Source organism: Microbulbifer maximicatervae (SeqCode) (genome assembly GCF_056232625.1).
The window spans coordinates 3,698,226-3,719,360 of record NZ_CP174324.1 but is presented as its reverse complement, the minus strand read 5'-3'; the positions used below and the strand labels follow the sequence as shown (position 1 = coordinate 3,719,360).

Annotated in this window: 14 protein-coding genes and 1 tRNA gene; 9 read left to right on the top strand and 6 right to left on the bottom strand. The window is 46.4% G+C overall.

Annotation, left to right across the window (positions count from 1 at the left end; translation table 11 throughout):
* The first annotated feature begins 211 nt into the window (after nucleotides 1-211).
* The 3 genes from ACJJI6_RS16170 to ACJJI6_RS16160 all read left to right on the top strand — a co-directional run bounded on the left by ACJJI6_RS16170 (nucleotide 212) and on the right by ACJJI6_RS16160 (nucleotide 3,730).
* Nucleotides 212-1,255 (top strand): DUF5700 domain-containing putative Zn-dependent protease, encoded by a 1,044-nt coding sequence (locus ACJJI6_RS16170; RefSeq protein WP_475709011.1) that lies wholly within the window; start codon nucleotides 212-214, stop codon nucleotides 1,253-1,255.
* 268 nt (nucleotides 1,256-1,523) lie between these two features.
* Nucleotides 1,524-2,507, top strand: coding sequence for a glycosyltransferase family A protein (locus ACJJI6_RS16165; RefSeq protein WP_475709010.1), 984 nt, complete (start codon nucleotides 1,524-1,526; stop codon nucleotides 2,505-2,507).
* A complete protein-coding gene (locus tag ACJJI6_RS16160; protein WP_475711229.1) occupies nucleotides 2,504-3,730 on the top strand; it encodes a glycosyltransferase family 2 protein in 1,227 nt (408 codons plus the stop codon). The genes ACJJI6_RS16165 and ACJJI6_RS16160 overlap by 4 nt, the downstream gene beginning before the upstream one ends.
* An 84-nt stretch (nucleotides 3,731-3,814) precedes the next feature.
* On the opposite strand, the gene ACJJI6_RS16155 is transcribed toward ACJJI6_RS16160, so the two are convergent.
* From ACJJI6_RS16155 to rtcR, 3 genes are all read right to left on the bottom strand, one after another.
* Nucleotides 3,815-4,597: a TSUP family transporter gene (locus tag ACJJI6_RS16155; protein ID WP_444918730.1), complete on the bottom strand. Its 783-nt coding sequence runs from the start codon at nucleotides 4,595-4,597 to the stop codon at nucleotides 3,815-3,817.
* A gap of 88 nt (nucleotides 4,598-4,685) precedes the next feature.
* Nucleotides 4,686-6,176, bottom strand: coding sequence for a C13 family peptidase (locus tag ACJJI6_RS16150; protein WP_475711228.1), 1,491 nt, complete (start codon nucleotides 6,174-6,176; stop codon nucleotides 4,686-4,688).
* A gap of 60 nt (nucleotides 6,177-6,236) precedes the next feature.
* The gene (rtcR, locus tag ACJJI6_RS16145; RefSeq protein ID WP_475711227.1) at nucleotides 6,237-7,835 is read right to left on the bottom strand and encodes an RNA repair transcriptional activator RtcR; all 1,599 of its coding nucleotides are present in this window, start codon (nucleotides 7,833-7,835) and stop codon (nucleotides 6,237-6,239) included.
* A gap of 219 nt (nucleotides 7,836-8,054) precedes the next feature.
* On the opposite strand from rtcR, the gene ACJJI6_RS16140 reads away from it, so the two are divergent.
* The 5 genes from ACJJI6_RS16140 (at nucleotide 8,055) to ACJJI6_RS16120 (ending at nucleotide 15,436) form a co-directional block, all read left to right on the top strand.
* Complete coding sequence (locus ACJJI6_RS16140; protein WP_475711225.1) at nucleotides 8,055-9,284, top strand: RtcB family protein; 1,230 nt, start codon at nucleotides 8,055-8,057, stop codon at nucleotides 9,282-9,284.
* 189 nt (nucleotides 9,285-9,473) lie between these two features.
* A tRNA-Ser gene (locus ACJJI6_RS16135) sits at nucleotides 9,474-9,545 on the top strand.
* A gap of 369 nt (nucleotides 9,546-9,914) precedes the next feature.
* Nucleotides 9,915-11,075 carry a slipin family protein gene (locus tag ACJJI6_RS16130; protein WP_475711223.1) on the top strand — a complete coding sequence of 387 codons (1,161 nt, stop codon included), beginning with the start codon at nucleotides 9,915-9,917 and terminating at the stop codon, nucleotides 11,073-11,075.
* 46 nt (nucleotides 11,076-11,121) lie between these two features.
* Nucleotides 11,122-12,141 (top strand): RNA 3'-terminal phosphate cyclase, encoded by a 1,020-nt coding sequence (rtcA, locus tag ACJJI6_RS16125; protein ID WP_475709005.1) that lies wholly within the window; start codon nucleotides 11,122-11,124, stop codon nucleotides 12,139-12,141.
* Between the two features lie 247 nt (nucleotides 12,142-12,388).
* The gene (locus ACJJI6_RS16120) at nucleotides 12,389-15,436 is read left to right on the top strand and encodes a S8 family serine peptidase (protein WP_475711222.1); all 3,048 of its coding nucleotides are present in this window, start codon (nucleotides 12,389-12,391) and stop codon (nucleotides 15,434-15,436) included.
* 278 nt (nucleotides 15,437-15,714) lie between these two features.
* Here ACJJI6_RS16120 and ACJJI6_RS16115 read toward each other — a convergent pair whose 3' ends face one another.
* On the bottom strand, nucleotides 15,715-16,158 hold the full coding sequence (locus ACJJI6_RS16115) for an SRPBCC family protein (protein WP_475709003.1): 444 nt from the start codon (nucleotides 16,156-16,158) through the stop codon (nucleotides 15,715-15,717).
* A 466-nt stretch (nucleotides 16,159-16,624) separates the two neighbouring features.
* Here ACJJI6_RS16115 and ACJJI6_RS16110 point away from each other — a divergent pair, with 466 nt between their 5' ends.
* Nucleotides 16,625-17,824 carry an alginate export family protein gene (locus ACJJI6_RS16110; protein WP_475711220.1) on the top strand — a complete coding sequence of 400 codons (1,200 nt, stop codon included), beginning with the start codon at nucleotides 16,625-16,627 and terminating at the stop codon, nucleotides 17,822-17,824.
* Between the two features lie 121 nt (nucleotides 17,825-17,945).
* Here ACJJI6_RS16110 and ACJJI6_RS16105 read toward each other — a convergent pair whose 3' ends face one another.
* Nucleotides 17,946-18,623 carry a CHRD domain-containing protein gene (locus ACJJI6_RS16105; RefSeq protein ID WP_445355292.1) on the bottom strand — a complete coding sequence of 226 codons (678 nt, stop codon included), beginning with the start codon at nucleotides 18,621-18,623 and terminating at the stop codon, nucleotides 17,946-17,948.
* 386 nt (nucleotides 18,624-19,009) lie between these two features.
* Nucleotides 19,010-20,860 carry a histidine kinase gene (locus ACJJI6_RS16100; protein ID WP_475711218.1) on the bottom strand — a complete coding sequence of 617 codons (1,851 nt, stop codon included), beginning with the start codon at nucleotides 20,858-20,860 and terminating at the stop codon, nucleotides 19,010-19,012.
* Nucleotides 20,861-21,135 lie beyond the last annotated feature (275 nt).

Genomic DNA, 21,135 nt, shown 5'->3' with positions numbered 1-21,135 from the left:
TCTTTTCAAGATATCCTCTGTCGTAAGCAAAACTTTCTTTTAGATAGCTGAAAAACACAAGCCCCTTTAGTGGCATAAAATGCAATATTTTTGTCTCATATTTGGAGTGGAGGTTGTGTAGACAATAAAGGCCTAATAATCACACAATAAGCATTCTTTTTAGATTAAATACCTAGTTATTCTTTTCTTTTACATTTTTACGAGGGGTAAAATGAATATCTTTAAGTGCGTGATTTTTTTAGGCTTGTTACTGATAAGCCTTGCGGCTTTTTCCTCAGCGAAAGTAACTGATAATATAACAATTGATTTTGAGAGTGCTGATAGATTAGTTGATATTTTATCTGGAGACAAAGTATCTGATGACCAATTAGATCAGCTAATGAGTTTGCAGGGTATACAAGCAACGATCCATCAAACCTCAAGATTTGACAATAAAGCGAATGCAGAGTCATTTCGGTCTAGTTTGATCGATGTTGTTGAAGGTAATCCAGTTAAAAATGATCCCTTTAGGTTTCAACAGTTAAATGAACGGTTGTCCGAAGTTAAAGATATACTCAAGATAATAAAGCGCAATCCTCAGCAATACTTAAATAGTGTAAAGAGGGGAATTGGTGATTATTCTCCTAAAGATATTTTCTTTGATACCAATATTTTTATGGTAGTCGGGGGAACTTCTGACGGTTGGGCCCATGATGATAACTTTTATATTGCGCTGCAGTATTTTAAAGGCGATTATGAAGGTTTACTGACACTTTCTACACATGAATTGTATCATGTTGCGCAGTCAAATTTTTATGGGAAGGAAAAAAATCCAGGCTCTAATTGTGAGAAAATCTTAAATCAAACCCGCCTGGAGGGGATAGCCTCTATTGTGGGTTCTCCATTAAGTGTTGCAGACGGAAAAGAGTACACAGAATGGTTTAAGAAAAAATTTAAAAGAAATTTACAGCGAATAGATAGTAACTTTGTTTTATTTGAAACAATGCTTTTTCGTGCATGCCGTGACTCAAGTTTAGACTTCAACAAAATCTATCATTTGGGTTTTTCTGCAGTATGGGATAGTCCTCTGTATTTTGTAGGTTTCTATATCGGTAACAGAATCGAAGAGTTAAAGGGTAGGGATTATCTGATTTCACTTTTGGAGGAATCACCTTCAGCTATGTTTAAAGCCTATATTAAGCTTTATAAAGATGAGAAAAATAAAGATTTAATAATATTTGATAAGCCGATTGAAGATATTATTCTTGCCATATAGCACCTAATCAAAACTCTAAGAGTTGGTTCTGGCAAATCTAGGCGCCTTGAGTAGGCGTCTAATTCTCTTGTTACATACTCTAGCCTTCCCGAAAGCATCTAGCTTAAGAAAATCATCGATTAATAAGTTTGAAAAAAGGTGTATAGCTGTCTACTTTAAGTGATACAGCGTTTATCAGACTTGATTGTATTCAAATTAATTTGCTTATCGTGTTTATATTTAACTCTGCTGTTTTGGGATAATAGAGAGAATTGTAAAGAGAATTTGTATGCCTAACAGTAAAGTTGGGGTGGTAATACCAACATACAATGAAAAAAATAATATTGTTAATACGTTGAACTCTATTGTTCATAATAATACGACTGATGTAAAAATCTACTTATCTGACGATAATTCCTCAGATACCACGGTTGGGTTGGCCGCTGATTTTCTTCAGAAAAATAGAATCCCATATAAAATTATTTTAAACGATGGTAACAATGGGGCAGGCTATTGTAGGAATAGTGCTCTCGATCAAATAGCTGAACCGCTGACTTTATTTTTTGATGCCGATGATCTAATCCTCCCAAATATGTTGGATCGATCTGTTTCAATTGCTACAAAAATTAACAGTGATGTTTTGTTGATGGCCTATCAGTGTAGATTTCCAGGAAGCACTATTAATCTTGGTATGGCAGGTGATGACAATTCCATTTTCTACAGAGCGCTTAGAGCCTTTGGTAACAGGACTTTCTCCGCTTTTGATCATGATGGCATTCTATGTTTAACACCCTTCCCTTGGAATAGATTGATTAAAACCAGTTATGCGAAAAGGGTTTTCCTTAGATTTTCACAAACGCCTGTACATAATGATGTATTAGCACATTGGAATTTGCTCACAAATGCTAAAGATATTGCATTATTTGAATCCCCTTTCTGTATTCATAATGTCGACTCCACAGGAAATAGGTTGTCAAATATATCAGATGCACGGCGTATATCTGTATTACAGGTTTTTGATGAGATTGAAGACTTCTTTAATAAGAATATTAATCTTAGAGATAGGTTTTACCACTTGTATGTCAAAAGCAAGTTAGCATTGTTTAACTGGTGCTGGCGTAATCTTGACGAAGAGTATAGGGGGAGCTTTCAATCTCAGTTTACAAGATCTTTTCTATCATTGAGTAATGCGGATTTGAGAATACTCTTTGATAAAGATCCAGATACTGCTAATTCAGTATTAGATTACCGAACTTCAGTGGTATGCGCATGATTTCGATTGTCGTTATTTCAAAGTCTAGCGGTGTCTATCTCAATACCTGTCTGCAGAGTATTATTCGACAGCAATACAAGGACATAGAGATTCTTGTTCTTCATTTTTGCGAAAATTATGAGCGCAGTCGAATTAATAAATTTACAGGTTCAATGCCCAGAATTCGAAGTATTCATATTCCGAGTACTTCACAGGTTGATGACCAGTTAATTTTTGAATTTGGGATAAAAAATACTTTTGGCGAGTATGTTGGATTTATCGATGAGGGAGATTGTTGGTACCCTACATTGATCCCTAAATTACAGGATATAGTCAATAGCGAGAATCCGGATATAGTATTTTTTAGCCATAATAAACCCCTACAAAAATTCTCAGAATCCATTGGTGATAAATCCAGGTTTGTTTTAAAAATAAATTCTATAAATGTCAGGAGGTTTTATCGCAGGGACTTTGTTTGTGGAAATAAAATATCCGAATTTATTTTGGGTTCCTGCGTTAATGGTCACTCTCTACATTGGATAACAACCGTCAAGGCTAAATCAATATTAGTTTTGCCAGAAATTGGGTCGTATAGTTTAGTCAGCATAGATGAAAAGAAAAGTGATCTAATGATTCAGCGATTGGTGAATCAATACCATTTTGTATTTGACTACTTAACAAAAAATGCTAGAGATGCGGATTATAAGAATGATCTTCTGGGATGTTGGTTGCTGTATTTGATAGAATTACGACCGCTTTATGGTGATAAAAAAGTAATTTCTCTATTAATTAAGTCAAAATTAATAGAGAAATATACAGAAAGAGAATTTAATGAAGCTTTAGGCGCTCTGAAGTTAGACAGAGATAAGCAGAGTTTGGTGAGAGAGTGGTATTCTGACTGCAATAAGATGGATAAATATTTAAATCTATTTTATAGGTTGCTGCCATCAAAGCTATCTAGCTATATACGACATAATGGTTTTAGATACTCCATGAGCAGAGGGTTTCAAAATACTTATTATCGACTGCCTGACTGGGTAAAGTCACTGATAAAATTTACCAGGAAAAGAGCCAAGAGAAGAGTTTCCAATGATGAATTACTAGAGAGATTAGAATATCTAATAAAACAGGGACGGTTTGAGCAGTATATGTCGATAATCAATGAAGATTTTGAAAGCAAGCTATCGAATCAAGTCACCGAGATCAAGAAGGAGTTGATGGAGCTTAAAAAAGAAGTTCATTAAAGATCTTTTTAGATGCTCCATAAAACAATCCAAAGTCTTAATATTTAATCTGATTTTTCTGAGTTCCAGCCACCTCCTTACCTTTCAGAAGATATAATCTATCCATCCCATAGAGTGGATATATTTTATTAACATTCCACCACACATAAGAACTACCATTCCCCGTAAATAACCAGGATTAATTTTAAATAGAAAATGAGATCCCAGCCAGGCACCTATAACTTGTCCAATCATCATTAAGATTCCCGCAGCCCATAAAACTTGACCGGCGAATAAGAATACGATTAAAGATGCGATATTAGTGGAAAAGTTGAGAGGTTTTGCATTGGCCGTGGAGGTTAGTAAATCCTGTCCCCTACAGGCAACGCCTGATAAGGCAAAAAATGATCCAGTTCCGGGGCCAAACATACCATCATAGTAACCAATAAATGGGATTACGCCATATTGGTATTTCTTCCTTGAGACCTTGGGTTTAGTACTACTATGAGTAAAGGATGGAGAAACTATAAAATAAATAGCGATAAATAAAAGAACAGCAGGGATAATAAATGACAAAACATCAGTATTGATGAACTGTACTGCTATTGTGCCCATGGCTGCGCCAATAAAGGCAAATAACATTAGATTTTTAATTCCATCCCAACTGATCTTGTTGTTTTTAAGCATCATGTAGGTAGCAGTTGCAGTACCAATACTGCCTTGTAATTTATTGGTGCCCAAGGCAGCTAGTGGCGGGACGCCACTAAGAATAAGGGCCGGTACAGTTATCAGGCCGCCCCCACCTGCTAGTGTATCAAGTAGGCCCGCAATAACGGCGACGAAAAACAATATAAACAATAACTCTACAGAGAGGCTAGCGAACTCCAAGAAGGTATCTCCTTTCGCTTGGTATTATGGTAGATAGTGATTAGTACCAAAAATAATTTTTTAGTCGGTTTGCACCGGAATTCCAAAATTAATAAATCGATTTTTTTCCATGCCACCACATTAGGAAATTCTCTCCCACTGAATATTGGGGCAGGGAGTGGCGGCTTCTTTTAATCCCCTGTTCCTGTTCCATCTCGGTTACTTTTAACTTGGCGGCTTCAAACCATGCCTCAGGATTATTCACTCCCTGATTGAGGGCTTCACCGTAAAGCGCGGAACTAAACCAGGTGCGCTCGGAATCATCGCTACATCCAAAGGAGCTGCGATCCGCAGCGGCCGAAGTAAAGATGACCCGATTGGGGCTATGTAGGGCTTCTACCCATTGACCGGAAAAGCAGGCTGAAACAACGATCCACTGGTACTGGGCGTTAATATTGTTCAGCAATCGTTGCCCATCTTTCAGTGAGAAATCATTTAGGGGAATCTCCCCCTCGGCAATTTTGAAATCTCCATTTCGAGCACCATGGCTGACCAGGTGTATAAGAAGTAAATCTTCTTTGGGGTCCATTAACTGATCAATAGCATTGAGGCTTTCCTGGATACTGGTGCGGGTAGCTAGGGGGAAACCGTATCCGCCGCCGTTACTGAGGCGCAGCATACGTTGGTCAATGCTAAAGGCTTCGTCGAGGCGCTCTGCCACCCAGTCCAGCTCCCTTGCGAATACTGGAGAGGTGCCATCACCACCTATCAGTAGGGTATAAATATCGCGCACGCCGGGCCTCTGCGAGGGGAGGGCTTTTATAGCGTCATGTAAGCGCTCACTTTCGCTATAGAGACGGATTTCTGCCTGGGCACCGGGAATATTCGTCTGTGCGCGCCAGGCGTCTTCGCTGGGGTAATAGGTACCACCGGAAAAATAGGCAGACTCCTCGACAGTGTTTCCTTCTGCATCCGTACTTATTCGTACACCTTCGCCTTCTGCTTCTCCATAGCGAAAAGTGGCACGGATAATCGTACCGTCAGGCTGGGTGAGTTCACCTTCGCCGGAATAGGAGCCGTACTCGAAGCTGCCGGTATAGCGATAGCCATCGCTATCTGAGTAGCTGCCCTGTATTAAATATCCGTGTTCAAAGGTGCCCAAATAAAGGCTGCCATCTTCCGCAGTGAGTTTGCCTTCGCCGTGGGGATCAAAGTCTAAAAACTCACCATGATAGCTCCCATCTTCATCCCAATTTAAAGTACCGCTTTGCAGCTCCCCTTCATGGAATTCTCCCGCCCATTCGGTTTCATCACAGTTATAGCGGCCTTTGCCATGGAATTCTCCGTTTAGGAACTCCCCTTCATAGCTACAGCCATCACTTCCAGTTAACTCACCTTCACCTGTCATGCGACCTTTTTGAAAGTCGCCACGATAATGGCTTCCGTTGGGCCATTCGAGCTGACCCCGTCCATGAAACAGACCGTTAAGCATCTCGCCTTTGTAAACAGAGCCATCTGGCAAGGCGGTACCACCTGCGAATTGGGTTGGCTCACAGGCGCTGAGAAAGAAAATAAGCGGCGTTAAATAGGTGTATTTCATTCCATGATCCAGCATCCGGCTATTGGAATCAGACTAACAAAAAATGATGCCAAGTGGCCTCTATGTTTTATTCAGCTGGTCGAATTTAAGACCGTATTTATCTAAAAGTTGGCGTACCCGGTGTGAGTCGTTGTTGGATTTTTTTGAGGTGCGGCTCACTTGAAATAATTTGCGTCCGGCCTCGGCCATCGAGTTGGATTCTTCACAAACTTGAATTAGCCCAGCAAGTTTGATTTGCTCGTAGTAATCCATCTGTTCGATCTGATCAGGGCCCAACAGTGCTTCAATGTGGGCAAGAGGTAGTGATGAATCTGTTAGTGGATTTTGCCATTTAATTCGCAGCCTGTGGAGTTCCTCTTCCACCACTTGAGTCGTGATACGCCCACCGTCGGCGAGGGTACCCATACGCAAGATACTGGCGTTAAGATCGCGAAAGTTCGCAGACCAGCTGGCCTCGCGGGAGCGCCCAAAACTCAGGTACTTTTCCCGTGCTGCTCTATTAAAGCTGACAAGATGCCCGGATTTCCTGGAGAAAGCCTCTAACTCAAAATCTATATTGGGTTCCAGGTCTTCAATGCGCTCTCGTAGAGAGGGCAGTCGGTAGGTCCATAGATCGATACGGGCGAGCAGGTCCGCACGAAATTTACTTTCTTGGCAGAGCTGTACCAGATCCCGGTTGGTACCGGCGATCAGCTGGAAGTGACTGCTTACTTCCTTATCAGAACCGAAAGGCATAAAGCGTTTATGCTCAATCGCACGCAATAACATGGCCTGCTCGTCCAGTCCCAACTCACCGATTTCATCGAGAAACAGCAGGCCCTTATCTGCTTCCATTAGCAAGCCTGGACGGTGGGTGGTGGCACCGGTATAGGCGCCTTTACGATGGCCGAACAGGGCGGACATGGCATTTTCGCCGCGCAGGGTGGCGCAGTTAACGGCTACCAGGCCACCCTCCAGCTTGCCCCGCTGCTTGCGTAGTTCAAAGACACGCTGGGCCAGCTGGGATTTACCTGCCCCTGTGGGACCGGTAATTAGTATGGGGGCGTCGGAGCGAATCGATACCTGCTCCAGCTGCTCGATCATCTGGTTAAAAGCGAGATTGTTGGTCTCGATTCCCCCCTTCAGATAGGTGGTGCCCTCCTGGTGTTCCCTCTGGAAGCGCGAGGCAATCTGGTCGTATTTGGACAGGTCCAAATCGATGATTTGGTATTCGCCCGGCAAGCTACTGTTCTTTCGCGCCGGGGAAGTTTGCAGCAGACGCCCGGGGAAATACCCCGCCTCTGTTAACAGGTACAAGCAGATCTGAGCTACATGGGTACCGGTGGTGATATGCACCAGGTACTGCTCGTCATCCGGCTTGAAGCTATAGGCGCGGGCGAAATCCAGCAGATTGCTATACACGCTCTCGAAATCCCAAGGGGCATTGAAGTTTACCCGGTGGTGGACCACTTCGGTCTCTGGAGAGACCCGCGCAATATCTTCTGTGACCTGGTCAGCCAGGCTTCTCGAGTGGTTGTCGAAAAGGAGCTCCAGCCTATCGATCAATAGATCATCGTGCTGGCACATGGAAATGTTTGGGCGCCACTTATCCCAGCGCTTGTCGCCTTTGCCGCGCCGGTCCTTACTGGTACCGAGAATACTGATAGCGATTGTCTTCATGCTATCTAAAATATGATTTAACTATCAAAAAAGATAGAAATTTATGAATCTCCTGTCTCAAGAAATCTACTAAAAAATCCTGAGATAAAAAATAAATCGTTAAAAAACAATAGGTTACAAGTATTTTTCAGTTGTCTGCAAAAGTTGGCACCCAATTCGCTATATCAATAACTAAATGAAACACATGAATACCAAGCGCGGTTTCAAAAGGAGTGGAAGATGAAACCAATGCCATATGAAGTAATGCAGGCAGGTGGGGTGCCGATTAAGTCCTGGACCCTGGGTGTGCCTTTTGAAGATGAAGCCAAAGCGCAGCTCAAAAATATCTCGCAGATGCCATTCGTCCATAAATGGGTGGCGGCGATGCCTGATGTACATCTGGGCAAAGGCGCCACCATTGGCAGTGTGGTCCCAACTCTGGGGGCAGTAATTCCCGCTGCCGTAGGGGTGGACATTGGCTGCGGCATGATGGCGGTTCGCACCAGCCTGACGGCGGCGCAACTGCCGGACAACCTGGCTGGAGTGCGCAGCGCCATCGAACGAGCCGTGCCCCACGGACGTACTGGCCGACACCGGGGGCGAGGGCGGGACAAGGGGGCCTGGGAGAATCCACCGGACGATGCACTTGCCGGTTGGGTGCCTCTGGCCGCCCAGTTTGAACTGCTCAAAGAGAGGCACCCGGTATTAAAAAATACCAATAATATCAATCACTTGGGGACACTTGGTACCGGCAATCACTTTATCGAGATGTGCCTGGATGAACAGGGAAGCGTGTGGTTGATGCTGCATAGCGGTTCCCGGGGAGTGGGAAATCGAATAGGCACTTACTTTATTGAGAAAGCCAAGCGGGATATGGAGCGCTGGCATATCCACTTACCGGACAGTGACCTGGCCTATTTCCCGGAAGGTACAGAGCACTTTGATGACTATGTGCAGGCGGTGGAGTGGGCGCAGGAGTTTGCCCGTATCAATCGCGAAGTGATGATGGCACGCACTATTACCGCGGTGAAGCAGGCCCTGGGGATGGATTTTGAAGCGCGTATGGAAGCGGTGAATTGTCACCACAATTATGTCTCCCGCGAGCATCATTACGGCAAGGATGTATTGGTGACCCGGAAAGGCGCTGTAAGAGCGCGTACCGGCGAAATGGGCATTATTCCCGGTAGTATGGGCGCCAAGTCATTTATTGTGCGGGGGCTGGGTAATGAAGAAAGCTTCTGTAGCTGTAGCCATGGGGCCGGGCGAGTGATGTCCCGCACCAAGGCCAAAAAGCTGGTCTCCCTGGAAGAGCATCGAGCGGCCACCGCCGATGTGGAATGCCGAAAAGACGAGGGCGTGATCGATGAAACCCCATCGGCCTACAAACCTATTGAAAAGGTTATGGCAGCACAGAAAGACCTGGTGGAAATCGTCTACACCCTCAAGCAAGTGGTTTGCGTCAAAGGCTGACGCGTTTTAGGCCAGGGATCGGCCGAACTAAAGCAATTGCCAAAGCATGCAGGTTGCCGGGCGAATTTGCCGGGTTGCCGCAACCGAGTTTGAGGCCTTTAGCCCGTCAGCGGAGCCGGTTCTGAATCCCGGCCCGGCACCACCGCCTATGGCGGCAGGTGTACCCACGGGATAGAAGTTCAAACGCCTACTTTGTAGCTCATTTGGTAGAGCAGTCGATAACTTATCGATTGGTAGCAGGTTCGATTCCTGCCAAAGTCCCATCGTTATCCAAACGACCTGGAAAGAGGCGAGAGCCTGGGGTTCGACTCCCCATTAAAAATCTACCTGGGGTCCGATAGCCTCTCGATACGGTAAATAGGATTTAGCGATTTACTGCGGAGGCATTCTGGCAACTGTGTCGTTAATCGTGGGTCTGCCCTGTGCGATCCAGCGGCAAGATTTATGATTGTGTCTTCAGGCCAAGGATTTTGGCTGCAGGCTCAGGGGGAGCCAAGTGGGGAAAATCGTAATTCCTCTGCCGCTGGGCCCCGCTCGGCACAAACGGTTTACCACCTGTCGCTGGACGGGCCCCACCCTTGCGGCCCAATGGGGTAGCGCAGTATGGAAATGGAATAAAAGATAAGAACCATGATATCTCTGTTCAAAATATGGAAGAACGTGGATGTTGCGGATAGCGAGCGAGTGTTGCTATTTCGCCGCAACCGTTTTGAAGGGGTGCTGCCACCTGGCAGCCATCGTATATCCCTATTGTCCGGTGATGTACGGGCAGAAACTTACGATATTACCGATGTGGTATTCGGTGAAATCAAAGCCAAATTTTTGTTAAACACCTATGGTGAGATCCTTGGTGAATACCTGCAATCCTATGAATTGTCAGACCATCAGGTGGGATTGTTTTACCGGGATAATCACTTGGTCGATATTTTGCCACCGGGAACTTTTCGCGCTGTGTGGAAGGGCGGTGAATCCGTGCGGGTGGAAATCGTGGATATCTCTGAGGAATACGCCATCGATAAAAAAGTCCTGGGCTTACTGGGGCGAGGTGTACGTGCTGGACAAATGCGCACCGCCCTTCAGGCGGTAAACTACAACGAGATTCCCGATGAGCACGTGGGCCTGTTAATGGTCAACGGTAAGTTAGAAAAGGTGTTACAGCCCGGCTGTTATGGCTACTGGAAATACAACCGCTCTATCGAGGTCAAGGTACTGGACTTGCGGTTGAAAACCATCGAAGTTAGCGGCCAGGAAATTCTGACCAAGGATCGGGTCAGCCTGCGTATCAACTTGACTGGCGCTTACAAAATTGCCGATGCAAAAAAAGTAGCGCTAAAGCTCAGCGATAGTACAGGTTTTATTTATCGCGAATTGCAGCTGCACTTGCGCGAGGCCGTGGGTACTCAAACCCTGGATAGCCTTCTGGCTGATAAGGACAGGTTGAATATTGTGATTGCGACCGGCATCCGCGACAAGCTGGCGAAATATGGTATCGAGCTTACCAGTGTGAGAGTCAAGGATATTATTTTGCCCGGTGATATGAAGATGATCCTTAATCAGGTTGTAGAAGCGCAGAAGGAATCTGAGGCAAATCTGATTAAGCGTAGAGAAGAAACCCAAGCAATGAGATCTCTGCACAATACCGCCAAGCTGATGGATAACAACCCGGTACTGTTGCGCTTGAAAGAACTGGAGGCTTTGGAGAGGGTCAGTACCCGCATCGATAAAATTTCCGTATATGGCGGTCTCGATGGAGTGATGAATGAGTTGGTGAAGTTACGTCCTACGGCTTAAAGGCGCCACTCACCAAAAAAAGATGTAAATTTTAAGGAATTAAACAGTGATTGAGATAGACGGCGCCCAGGGGGAGGGCGGCGGACAGATTTTGCGGACTTCCCTCACCTTGTCTGTTTGTTTAGGGGTACCGGTTCGAATTAAGAATATTCGAGCGGGTCGTAAAAAAACCGGTTTGTTGCGTCAGCACCTAGCCTGCTTGCGAGCAGCCAAAGCGATTAGCCATGCCGAAGTTAGCGGCGAACAATTGGGTGCTTCGGAAATAACTTTTGCACCGGGAAAAGTGCGTCCCGGTAAATACCACTTCTCTATTGGCTCGGCCGGTAGTACCAGTTTGGTGTTTCAAACCGTATTGCTACCGTTGTTATTATCTGATGGTGTCAGTGAGCTGTGTCTTGAAGGCGGCACTCACAATAAAAAGGCTCCCAGCTTTGATTTTATTGCTCATGCATATTTGCCCCTATTGGCTCGTATGGGCGCCGGTGTGGAAGTGGCCCTGGATGATTACGGTTTTTATCCTGCCGGGGGGGGCTCCTGGAGGGCTAGAATCCATCCCCTCTCGCAATTGTCAAAACTGGAGCTGACAGAGCGTGGTGAAATTGTGGATTGCGAAGCAGTGGCTACCTTTGCCCATATTCCCGCTCATGTAGCCCAGCGGGAGTTAGCGCAGGTGCGCAAGAAGTGCGACTGGCAATCGGATCGCTTGTACCAAAAGCGGGTGAAATCTCAGGGGCCGGGTAATTTACTGTCGCTGCGGTTGCAATTTGAAAATGTTACAGAAGTTTTTGAGTCTGTGGGGGAACTTGGGGTGAGTGCCGAGCGAGTTGCTCAGCGCGGAATCTCACAGATGCAGGGATATTTAAATTCTGGTGTGCCGGTCGGTGAATATCTGGCTGATCAGTTGTTGCTGCCAATGGTCCTAGGGGCGGGTGGTCGTTTTCGAACATTAAATCCTAGCCAACACCTTCTGACCAATATCCAGGTAATCCGGAATATTACCGGTACGGAAATACAAATAATGGAATTTGGTGACAATGGCTGGGAGGTTTTAGTTGATTGTAATTAAGGCGGGGCAAAGAAAATATTAAGTTATCAAATAAAAATATATTTAGGTTATTATAGGCCCCCTTCATAGAAGTTTTTGCTTACTCATATTGCAAGGAACATAAAGGAGATTTCCGCAAGTGTTAGTGGTGCTTCTGTACTGACTTTGGCATCAATACTCAGACTTGTGAATATCTTTTTAAATTTATCTTTCTGTGACATTTTTTCTTGATGAACTTTTTACAAACTTATAAAAGGACTTTATAGGAATGAGTACTAATTTCCTAAAGCTAGCAGTTCCACTGCTAGCCCTGATAACAACCGCATGTGGCGGAAGTGGTGGTGACGGAGGGTCATCAACACCTGAAGAGAATCAGGCACCAGTAGCCAGTTTTACTTTATCTCCTGAGTCTGGGCTCTCGCCGGCAGTTGTGACATTTGATGCGTCTGCGTCCAGTGATAGTGATGGCAGTATCAAGAGCTACGGCTGGGATTTTGGTGATGGTAGTAGCGCGAGCGGGAAGTATGTCGAGCATACTTTTCATGCGGACGACACCGTCGATCAGGAGTACACGATTAAGCTGACCGTAACTGATAATGATGGAGCCACAGATACAGCTGAGATAACGTTTACAGCACTAAAAAATTCACAACCGGTTGCAAAGTTTTCGTACAGTCAACCAAATGCAAAATCTCGTTCAATTAAGTTTGACGCATCAGAAAGTACAGATGAGGAAAGTAGCGAATTACTCTACACCTGGGATTTTGGTGATGGTAATACCGGTGAGGGTATACAGCCCGAGCATGAATACCAAGAAAATGGAGAATATGAAGTTCATCTTGTGGTGGACGATCAAACGGGGCTGACTAGTGAACAGTCTATTAGCGTAATCGTTAGCAATGGAGAGTTTCTTATCTCGGGCCAGCTGTCGCTTTTGCAGGGTGTATTTGTTGATAGCGACACCAATGATTCAAACACCGAGCACACGCCTAATAATTACATGAAAGATGCACAGGCGATTTCAAGTATTAGCGAAGTGTCTGGTTTTGTAAGCCGATTAGACAGAAGCTCAGAGGAAAATCGATACGATTTTTATCTCGCTACCCTAAAACAAAATCAGGAAGTATTCCTCCACATGCAGGAATGGAATGGCGGCAGTGCAGATATTGACCTGTCTCTCATCGATGAATCTGGAAGTTTGGTAGATGGTTCATATGGTATTGAAGATGAGGAGTCTGTGCTGGTACCTGAAGACGGTACTTACTATGTAGTTGCATATGCTTACGGGGGTGCCTCAGCATACCGAATGCGATTGTCTTCAGTTCCGACGGTTGCTGGCGCAAGAAAAGGAATCCGGGCTAGTGACAATATTGTGGCCAATCAGCTAGTAGCTCGTCTTAAGCCCAGTGTTAAGGCTACGGGTATTCAAGCACTGGACTTAATGGGTGCGATTAAGGGAGGTTCCGGAGCGCATCGACCAATGCTATTAGATGCTAATCAGGCTGCAATCGGGTTTGGTAAGGCTAAGGCAACTGGCACTGTTACAGATTTAAGCCGCATTGGAATAAAAGTTCCTAGTGAAGTGCAGATCAAGTTGGAGACCATTGATGCACTCAAGGGCCTTCATGCCAGCGGTCAGTTTGAGTATGTGGAATTAAACCGTATTCGCCAAAATCAGTCAGTTGATGACCCACTTTACCCCAGGATGTGGCACTACTCGCAAATTGCTGTATCAGATGCATGGACAACTTCCACGGGTGAAGGGGCAATTGTCGCGGTATTGGATACGGGTATTTTATCCGGGCACCCGGATATGCAGGGCCAACTGGTTGCTGGTTACGATATGATCAGTGACAGTGATATGGCGGTGGATGGGGATGGTATTGATCCTAATCCAGAAGATCCGGGAGATGATCCAGGTGGCACTTTTGACTCCTGGCATGGGACCCATGTTGCAGGGACTATTGCAGCGGCGACAAATAACGGAGTTGGTATCGCTGGGGTTGCCTATAACGCAAAAATTATGCCTGTGCGTGTACTCGGTTCCGGTGGCGGGAGCGATTATGATATCGCTCAAGGGATATATTTTGCGGCTGGCCTTACCAATGATTCCGGTACAGTCCCTGATCGCAAAGCAGATGTTATCAATATGAGTCTCGGTGGGTGGGGCTATTCCCAGACTATGCAGGATGCGGTAAGTGCAGCTCGTGAGGCGGGCGTCATAGTGGTTGCGGCTGCCGGTAATTCTACAGATGATGCTACTAATTACTCACCAGCAGGCCTAGACGGGGTTGTGACGGTAGCTGCGACTCGAGAGGGAGGCGAATCTGCCTGGTACTCCAATTATGGGTCCGTTGTTGATTTGACTGCCCCGGGGGGGGAGACAGGAAGGTTCAATGCCGACGGTGGTGTGATTAGCACGGTCGGGCAAGAAACCGAAGGTGGGGAAATAGAATTTACCTATACGGGGATGCAGGGCACTTCCATGGCCGCACCTCACGTGGCTGGTGTTATTGCTCTTATGAAAGAGGAGTGGGAGTCAATGACCCCCGACGACTTTGATGGGCTAGTCACAGACTTCAAGGTTTCATACGGCGAGACACCGGATGCCTTTTACGGATATGGTGAAATTGATGCGGAGCTCGCTGTGGCCTCGGCCAGAGCCCAAGCCACTGGCTCGGCTATGGCTGGTCGCCTTTATGTCGAGAATGGCCACCAGCGAGAGTTGTGGACCCAGACCGAGCTGGATATTGATCTGCTCGCCGATACATCGGGAGTTTCGGTGGCTGAAGTTAGCGTGTCAGACTCTTGGTTAAGTGCTACTTACCTGGATGAGGAATCAAGCGGACTTGGTAGTTATCGAGTTGCTGTAGACACCGATGCCATGCAAGCCGGACGCTATACCGGCACCGTGAGTTTTACAGCATCTACAGATACCCGATTTGATCTGTGGGTGTCGGTGCAGGTTATCAGTGAGGATGTTGCTTCAGATTCATATGCTGGTGCCATATATGTGGAGTTTGTAGATATTGCAACTGGCGAAGCTGTTGGTCGGGTGATGGCAACTTATGATCCTGAGCTGGGAAGTTATAGTTACACTTCACCATCATTGGATGCGACCTCGGAATCAGGCTTTGGTGTGATGGCTGGTACTGATGTCGATAATGATGGTGTTATCTGCGAGATAGATGAACTCTGCCAGCGTTTAGAAGGTGAGGATGGCTGGGATCCGGTGAGTGCAGGACCATCTCATATGGACGTGAAAAACGTAGATATGGAGTTGGGTGTGCTATCGGAGGCCCTTGAAGAGTTATAAACTCAAGTACACTTGATTAAGTTTGGCAATCCCTATCCCTGATGGGGATTGCTACAAGTTTAAGCACCTATCTACTTTTATTTTTAAAAATAATGCATAGCATGGATTTTGAAATACCGTTTAAGTAGTCAAATCCGTGTAAAATTCCATAGTTTTTACAGTTGTCAAAATCAATAACTGACTATTGGATTTCGTAGTTATTGATCTCTTCTTTTGTTACGGTCAGGTTAGCTCAGGTATTAATACGTAAACGACGTCACGAACTCAGCCCAGTAGTATCAATAACTATTTGGCCTGCCATCACCACTTTCCAGGAAGTCTCTCAAGCTGCCGAGTAGATAGTGGTCCCAACCACTCTTACACATATCCCAGCATTTAATGTCAGGGGATAGGCCAATATGAGTGAATATGATTTCGGTTCCATTGTTGGCACTGCTAAATTCAAAACGTAGTGTGGTTCCTTCCCACTCTTTAGGATCATCAACAAATTCTGAGATCATAAAAGACTGTATACATTCGAGCTCTATCAGCTGCATAGGTATTAATCTTTTGGCGCGAAATATCCAATATGACTTCCCTTTAAAACCAGTTTTGGCGACATCGTCAACGGCCAAGAAAGGAGCACTTGTGGGAGTCCACCACTTGGGCATTTGTTTAGTTACTGCCAGATAAGCTCTTTCTTGTGTAACTGGGCTAAAGAAAGATACGGTGTAGTCAGACATAACTCTCTCCCACTTAGGTTTTTCTTTGGATAGATTTAGATTATTAGTTTTAGCGTTGAAAACTATTCTTGCAAGTGTTTAAGCTGAAATTATTTGATTTATTGAGATGGCCTCATGGTATCCCTCTTTTGTTCCACTCATAGTGACCGTTGTCCATAATAATTTTTGAATGCCTATATTAGTTAAATTTGTTCAAAATGCTCCATTAAGCTGATTTTGCCTATTTTATTGAACTATGGGAAATCTTATTTCAAGTGGTTGATGTTTCTCAATTAAATTAAATTTTAAAAAGCTTCATATTTTTAGAAGAAGGCAATTTCACTGATTTATATCAATAGCTAAGTTGCTACTTGAGCTGCATAATGCCCTCGCACCTGGGATGGCTGCTGAATATTGGAATTATTTTATGGAATAAATCTTATTTCAGCGGTTGCCTTCTACTTAATCTTTTGCAAAGGAACGGCGAATGAAACAACAGAAATTGTCCACCGTAATCGCGGCCATCATCCTTGGGAGTTCCAGCTACCAGACTATCGCAGCAGAGAATGAAAGCGCCACACTCACTGATGCACTGACTTCAGGAGAGGTGGGGGTGAATCTTCGTTACCGGGTAGAAAACGTTGACCAGGACAATATGGATGATGTTGCTATCGCCTCGACCCTGAGAACCCGGCTGAACTGGACCAGTGGCAACTACCGTGGTTTTGATGCGTTTTTTGAAGTGGATGACATTAGTGAAATTGGCAACGACAATTACAATTCCACAGTGAATGGCAATACCGAGCACCCCGTGGTTGCCGATCCCCAGGGCACAGAGGTTAATCAAGCTTACTTAAAGTACAGTGGTTTTAATTCCATGGTGATTGCTGGTCGACAGCGAATTAACCTGGATGATCAGCGCTTTATCGGTGGCGTGGGCTGGCGCCAGAATGAACAGACGTATGACGGCCTGCGTTACCAATTTGGCGGGGAAGGGGAGTTACAGCTGGATTACAGCTATATCTACAACGTAAACCGTATTTTTGGTGAAGACAGTGACTTATCGGACCTGGATGGGGATATTCAACTATTTCATGCCAGCTATCCACTGGTAGAAGCGCATAAGTTAACGGCCTTCTTCTACAACCTGGACCTGGATAACGCTGAGAGTTTCTCATCCCGTACTTTCGGTGCCGCTTACCGGGGAGATTTTGGCCTGTTCGAAACTCAGCTGAGTTATGCCCGCCAGGAGGATATCGGCAATAATCCCAATAATTTTGCGGCGGATTATTATCTAGCTGAAGTTGCCGCGCCATTGGGGCCAGTAAAAGGCAAGTTGGGTTATGAAGTTCTGGGTTCTGACGACGGTGTGGGTTTTAGCACACCACTGGCGACACTACACAAATTCCAAGGCTACACAGATAAGTTCATTGAAACTCCAGCAGATGGTGTTGAAGATTTATATATCGGTGCCAGCCTGGCGCTTGCCGGGGGAGATTTGGGAATTACTTACCACAGTTTTGAGGCCAATGAAGGTTCAGCAGATTACGGGACTGAGTGGAATATCAGTTACGGTCACGAGTTTAATGAATATTTCTCAGCGTTGGTAAAGTATGCCGCTTACGATGCAGATGAATACAGTGAGGATACCGATAAGCTCTGGTTGATGCTTACAGCAAAATTCTGATTTTTGTTAATTAACAATTTTTAGGTAGATATAAAAAAGCTGGGCTTGTACATAACGAAGCCCAGCTTTTCTTGTCTCAGCAGTAAACTCTGGCTTATAGATGCGCCAGTAAATTTGCAATCTACTTATCCATTGTTAGCAGGCCGGAAACCTCACCTTTGGGGTCCAGCTGGGTATGCAAGTTAACAAAGACCTTCCCATCCATTAGCGCCTTGCGATAGGGCTCCTCCACCATCCACTTGCCCATGATATATCCACTGGTGCCTTCAGCACATTTTTTTGCCAGGCCGTGCTTGCCCTTGTCAGTTTTAGTCTCTGGCCAGTCGGGAATCATACCCGGGTGATTGGGCATTCCGCAGATAGTTTGAATAATTGGGCCACTGGGTTTACCCGGCTTGCAAATAGGGGGCTCTTTGCCATCGCCTGCACATTGCATATGGAAGTGCGACATTGCCACCCCGCCCTTTGATAGATCGCTGTAGCCCACCATAAAGTGCAGCATATGTGACTGTTTGTCGTAGGCGCCAATAAAGAATCCATCGGCATCTTTAGGGGTTTGTGGATTCACCTTCTTGCCGAGCATATTCTCATTAGCAGTGGTTAAGTCAGATTTAAAGATGGTGAACATCTTGTCATTGCCCGCTTTGGACCAGGCTTTCTCACCACCAGCCCCATGCTTGGCAGCTGATGGATCTTTCTCTTTTTTGTTATGGCTATCGGAAACAGTGAATGCAGAATAGGCCAGCAGAAATACTGCCAGCATTAAGAAAGTGGCTCTGGGCAATGAACTCAGCTTCATAAACCTCTCCTCTCTATTAAATCGATATAGTCATTGCTTGATGGAATGGTTGGATGCCAGGCCATCGAGGAAGCTGATATTCACCAATGTAATCGGTGTGAATCACGGGATAGGCTAGCGATAAGTACTTGTAGCATATGGGCTAGCAATTGGCCCTTGGGGGTCAATTTAAGAGTCAGTATTTTTGACGATAGCTACTTGGGTGTCGGAGGGGCTTCAGGGTGGAAGAGCGCTTGGATAGGTAATAAGGTCGTTGAAGATAGTTACTACTTGGGTGTATTTTCTCCTTCTCCCTTTTTAGTAATAAAGATACTGGCGGATTTCGAATGATAGGGGCGGCAATTATGTGCTCGCCCCAAGTGACCTTTCATAAAGGTAGAGAGTTATCACCCCACGTCTTTCCACACCAATTCCCGCTCGCGGGCGTAGAGGGGAATAAAGTTGAAACGCACTTCGGTGCCCCCTTCGTCGCGGCGGCGGATATTCAGATTGCCATTTAGGTTGCTGGCGCGCTCTTGCATGATCGACATACCGAAGTGATTGCGTTTCTCCGGCGCGTTGCTGATACCGATGCCGTTGTCGAGGATGCGTACATTGAGGGAGTGGTTGTCGGCCTGGGTCAGGCTGATCTGCACCATATCGCCCTGGGAGTGGTACACAGCGTTTTGCGAGGCCTCGCGCACCAGTTGTAACAGGTGAATTTCCTCGTGGGGAGTTAGGGGCACCTCGTCCAGATGGTAATCCAGCAGCACATTAATTTGCGGGTGCTGCTCCCGGTAAGCGAGGATAGATTGCTCCAGGATACTGCGCAGGCCGCCGGGACCTATTTGCAGGCGGAAGGTGGTGAGCAGTTCGCGCAGCTGGCGGTAAGAGGAATCCAGTCCCTCTTTCAGTTCGGTAATAATCTCCTCTACCTTGGACTTGTCCACCTGCTCACTGCGATTGGCGCGGTTGAGTCGGGTAACCTGAATTTTCAGATAGGACAGGGATTGGGCCAGGGAATCGTGTAGCTCCCGGGCGATGATCGCGCGCTCGTCTAGTAGGGCAACACGGCGCTCCTGAGCCTCTCGCTCATTAATGGCGATGGCCGCAGTGACACTGTCGGCAAAGGTAGCCAGGCGTTGCTGCTGTTCTTCATCAAGGCTTTCACCTCGGGGCAGGGTGCAGGTGAGTACGCCGTAATTGCGTTTGTCCACTTCCAGCGGGAATCGGTACACGCGCTGTTGGTCTTCATCAGAGGGGCCGCAGGTGTTTACGCAGATGTGGCATTCACTACCCGTGCACTGAGTGTTGCCGAGCCCCTGTACCAGATGCTCATAGGGTGCTTCGCCCTCCGGGGTCATCAGGCACAGATCCAGGTTGTCCAGGCTGGCGACATTGGCGAACTCTCCCAGCCACTGGCCCAATTCCGCTCCCGAGAGGGGACCCTCGCTGATCCGTCGAGCCAAGCGGTACTGGAAGTCCAATGCCTCATGGCTCTTCTGTAACTGTGAGGTTTTCAACTCCACGCGATGGGCAAGATCCCGGTGAGTCGCATGAATTTCATCGCTCATATAATTGATGGTGCGTGCTAAAACCCCCAGCTCGTCCTCGCTGTTAATCTCCAGGCGGTTTTGGTTGAAGTCTCCCTGGGCGATACTCAGGGAGCGATTGGTCAGCTGCTTGAGAGGCTGCTCCACAGAGCGGTGCAATATACACAGGGAGAGATATACCAGGGTCACAATGGCAAACAGTGAGCCCACCTGCACCAAACGCAGCAGGCTTATTTTTTCCTCGGCGATGGTCTGATAATCGAACACCAGTGTATCCACATCACCGATAAAGGGCTCTAGGCGGTTGGCCAACTGCAAGGAGTCCATGGAGGTGCGCCCGGCGGCAATGGACTCCAGCAGTGGGCGGATTTCGCCCTCCCAGCTTTCGATTACCTTGCGGTAATTGCGCGCTGCGGGCAGGTTATCGCTGGCAGTGAAGTCGGAAATGCTGAGCACCCGGGTCAGGCGTGCGGTCACCTCGTCTGCCAACTCAGCTGTGGCTTCGACATCCCCAGAGGGTGCAGTGGCCGCAAGTCGGTAGTTCATAGCCCGCAATGAGCCGGCCAAGTTAACGGCAGCGGCATCATTTTCAGCGGCATCGGAGATAATATAGGACGCCACCATAGAGCTCAGTGCTACCAGCACAGTGAGCAGCATCAGGGTGCCGATGCGGTAGACGATGGACTGTCGAATTCGGTTCAGCATATCGGATTCACTTCGCCCTGGGGCGGTTGTGGATGGCTGATCTCTATTGTGCCGTCCATTGGCGCACAAAGTTGTGGGTACCACTAAAGATCGCCAGTTTTGCACATAATTTAACCTGACGCCTGTTTTTTGCACAGAGGCCCTGTTATTGCTGGGATAGGGCTCCACCATAGCGGCCCCCTGGCGTCGTTTCCCTACCTATTCGGGGGTAGTTCGTCGCTTTTCTACCCCTTTTTGGTCAGGTGATCCCGCCGTCCCTCCCTTTTATATTCCCG

Bases quoted from the DNA above. Each gene is read 5' to 3' on its own strand.
- ACJJI6_RS16165 (WP_475709010.1), top strand. From the start codon at position 1,524: ATGCCTAACAGTAAAGTTGGGGTGGTAATACCAACATACAATGAAAAA.
- rtcR (WP_475711227.1), bottom strand. From the start codon at position 7,835: ATGAAGACAATCGCTATCAGTATTCTCGGTACCAGTAAGGACCGGCGC.
- ACJJI6_RS16150 (WP_475711228.1), bottom strand. From the start codon at position 6,176: ATGAAATACACCTATTTAACGCCGCTTATTTTCTTTCTCAGCGCCTGT.
- ACJJI6_RS16110 (WP_475711220.1), top strand. From the start codon at position 16,625: ATGAAACAACAGAAATTGTCCACCGTAATCGCGGCCATCATCCTTGGG.
- ACJJI6_RS16100 (WP_475711218.1), bottom strand. From the start codon at position 20,860: ATGCTGAACCGAATTCGACAGTCCATCGTCTACCGCATCGGCACCCTG.
- ACJJI6_RS16160 (WP_475711229.1), top strand. From the start codon at position 2,504: ATGATTTCGATTGTCGTTATTTCAAAGTCTAGCGGTGTCTATCTCAAT.
- ACJJI6_RS16120 (WP_475711222.1), top strand. From the start codon at position 12,389: ATGAGTACTAATTTCCTAAAGCTAGCAGTTCCACTGCTAGCCCTGATA.
- ACJJI6_RS16105 (WP_445355292.1), bottom strand. From the start codon at position 18,623: ATGAAGCTGAGTTCATTGCCCAGAGCCACTTTCTTAATGCTGGCAGTA.
- ACJJI6_RS16115 (WP_475709003.1), bottom strand. From the start codon at position 16,158: ATGTCTGACTACACCGTATCTTTCTTTAGCCCAGTTACACAAGAAAGA.
- ACJJI6_RS16170 (WP_475709011.1), top strand. From the start codon at position 212: ATGAATATCTTTAAGTGCGTGATTTTTTTAGGCTTGTTACTGATAAGC.
- ACJJI6_RS16140 (WP_475711225.1), top strand. From the start codon at position 8,055: ATGAAACCAATGCCATATGAAGTAATGCAGGCAGGTGGGGTGCCGATT.
- ACJJI6_RS16130 (WP_475711223.1), top strand. From the start codon at position 9,915: ATGATATCTCTGTTCAAAATATGGAAGAACGTGGATGTTGCGGATAGC.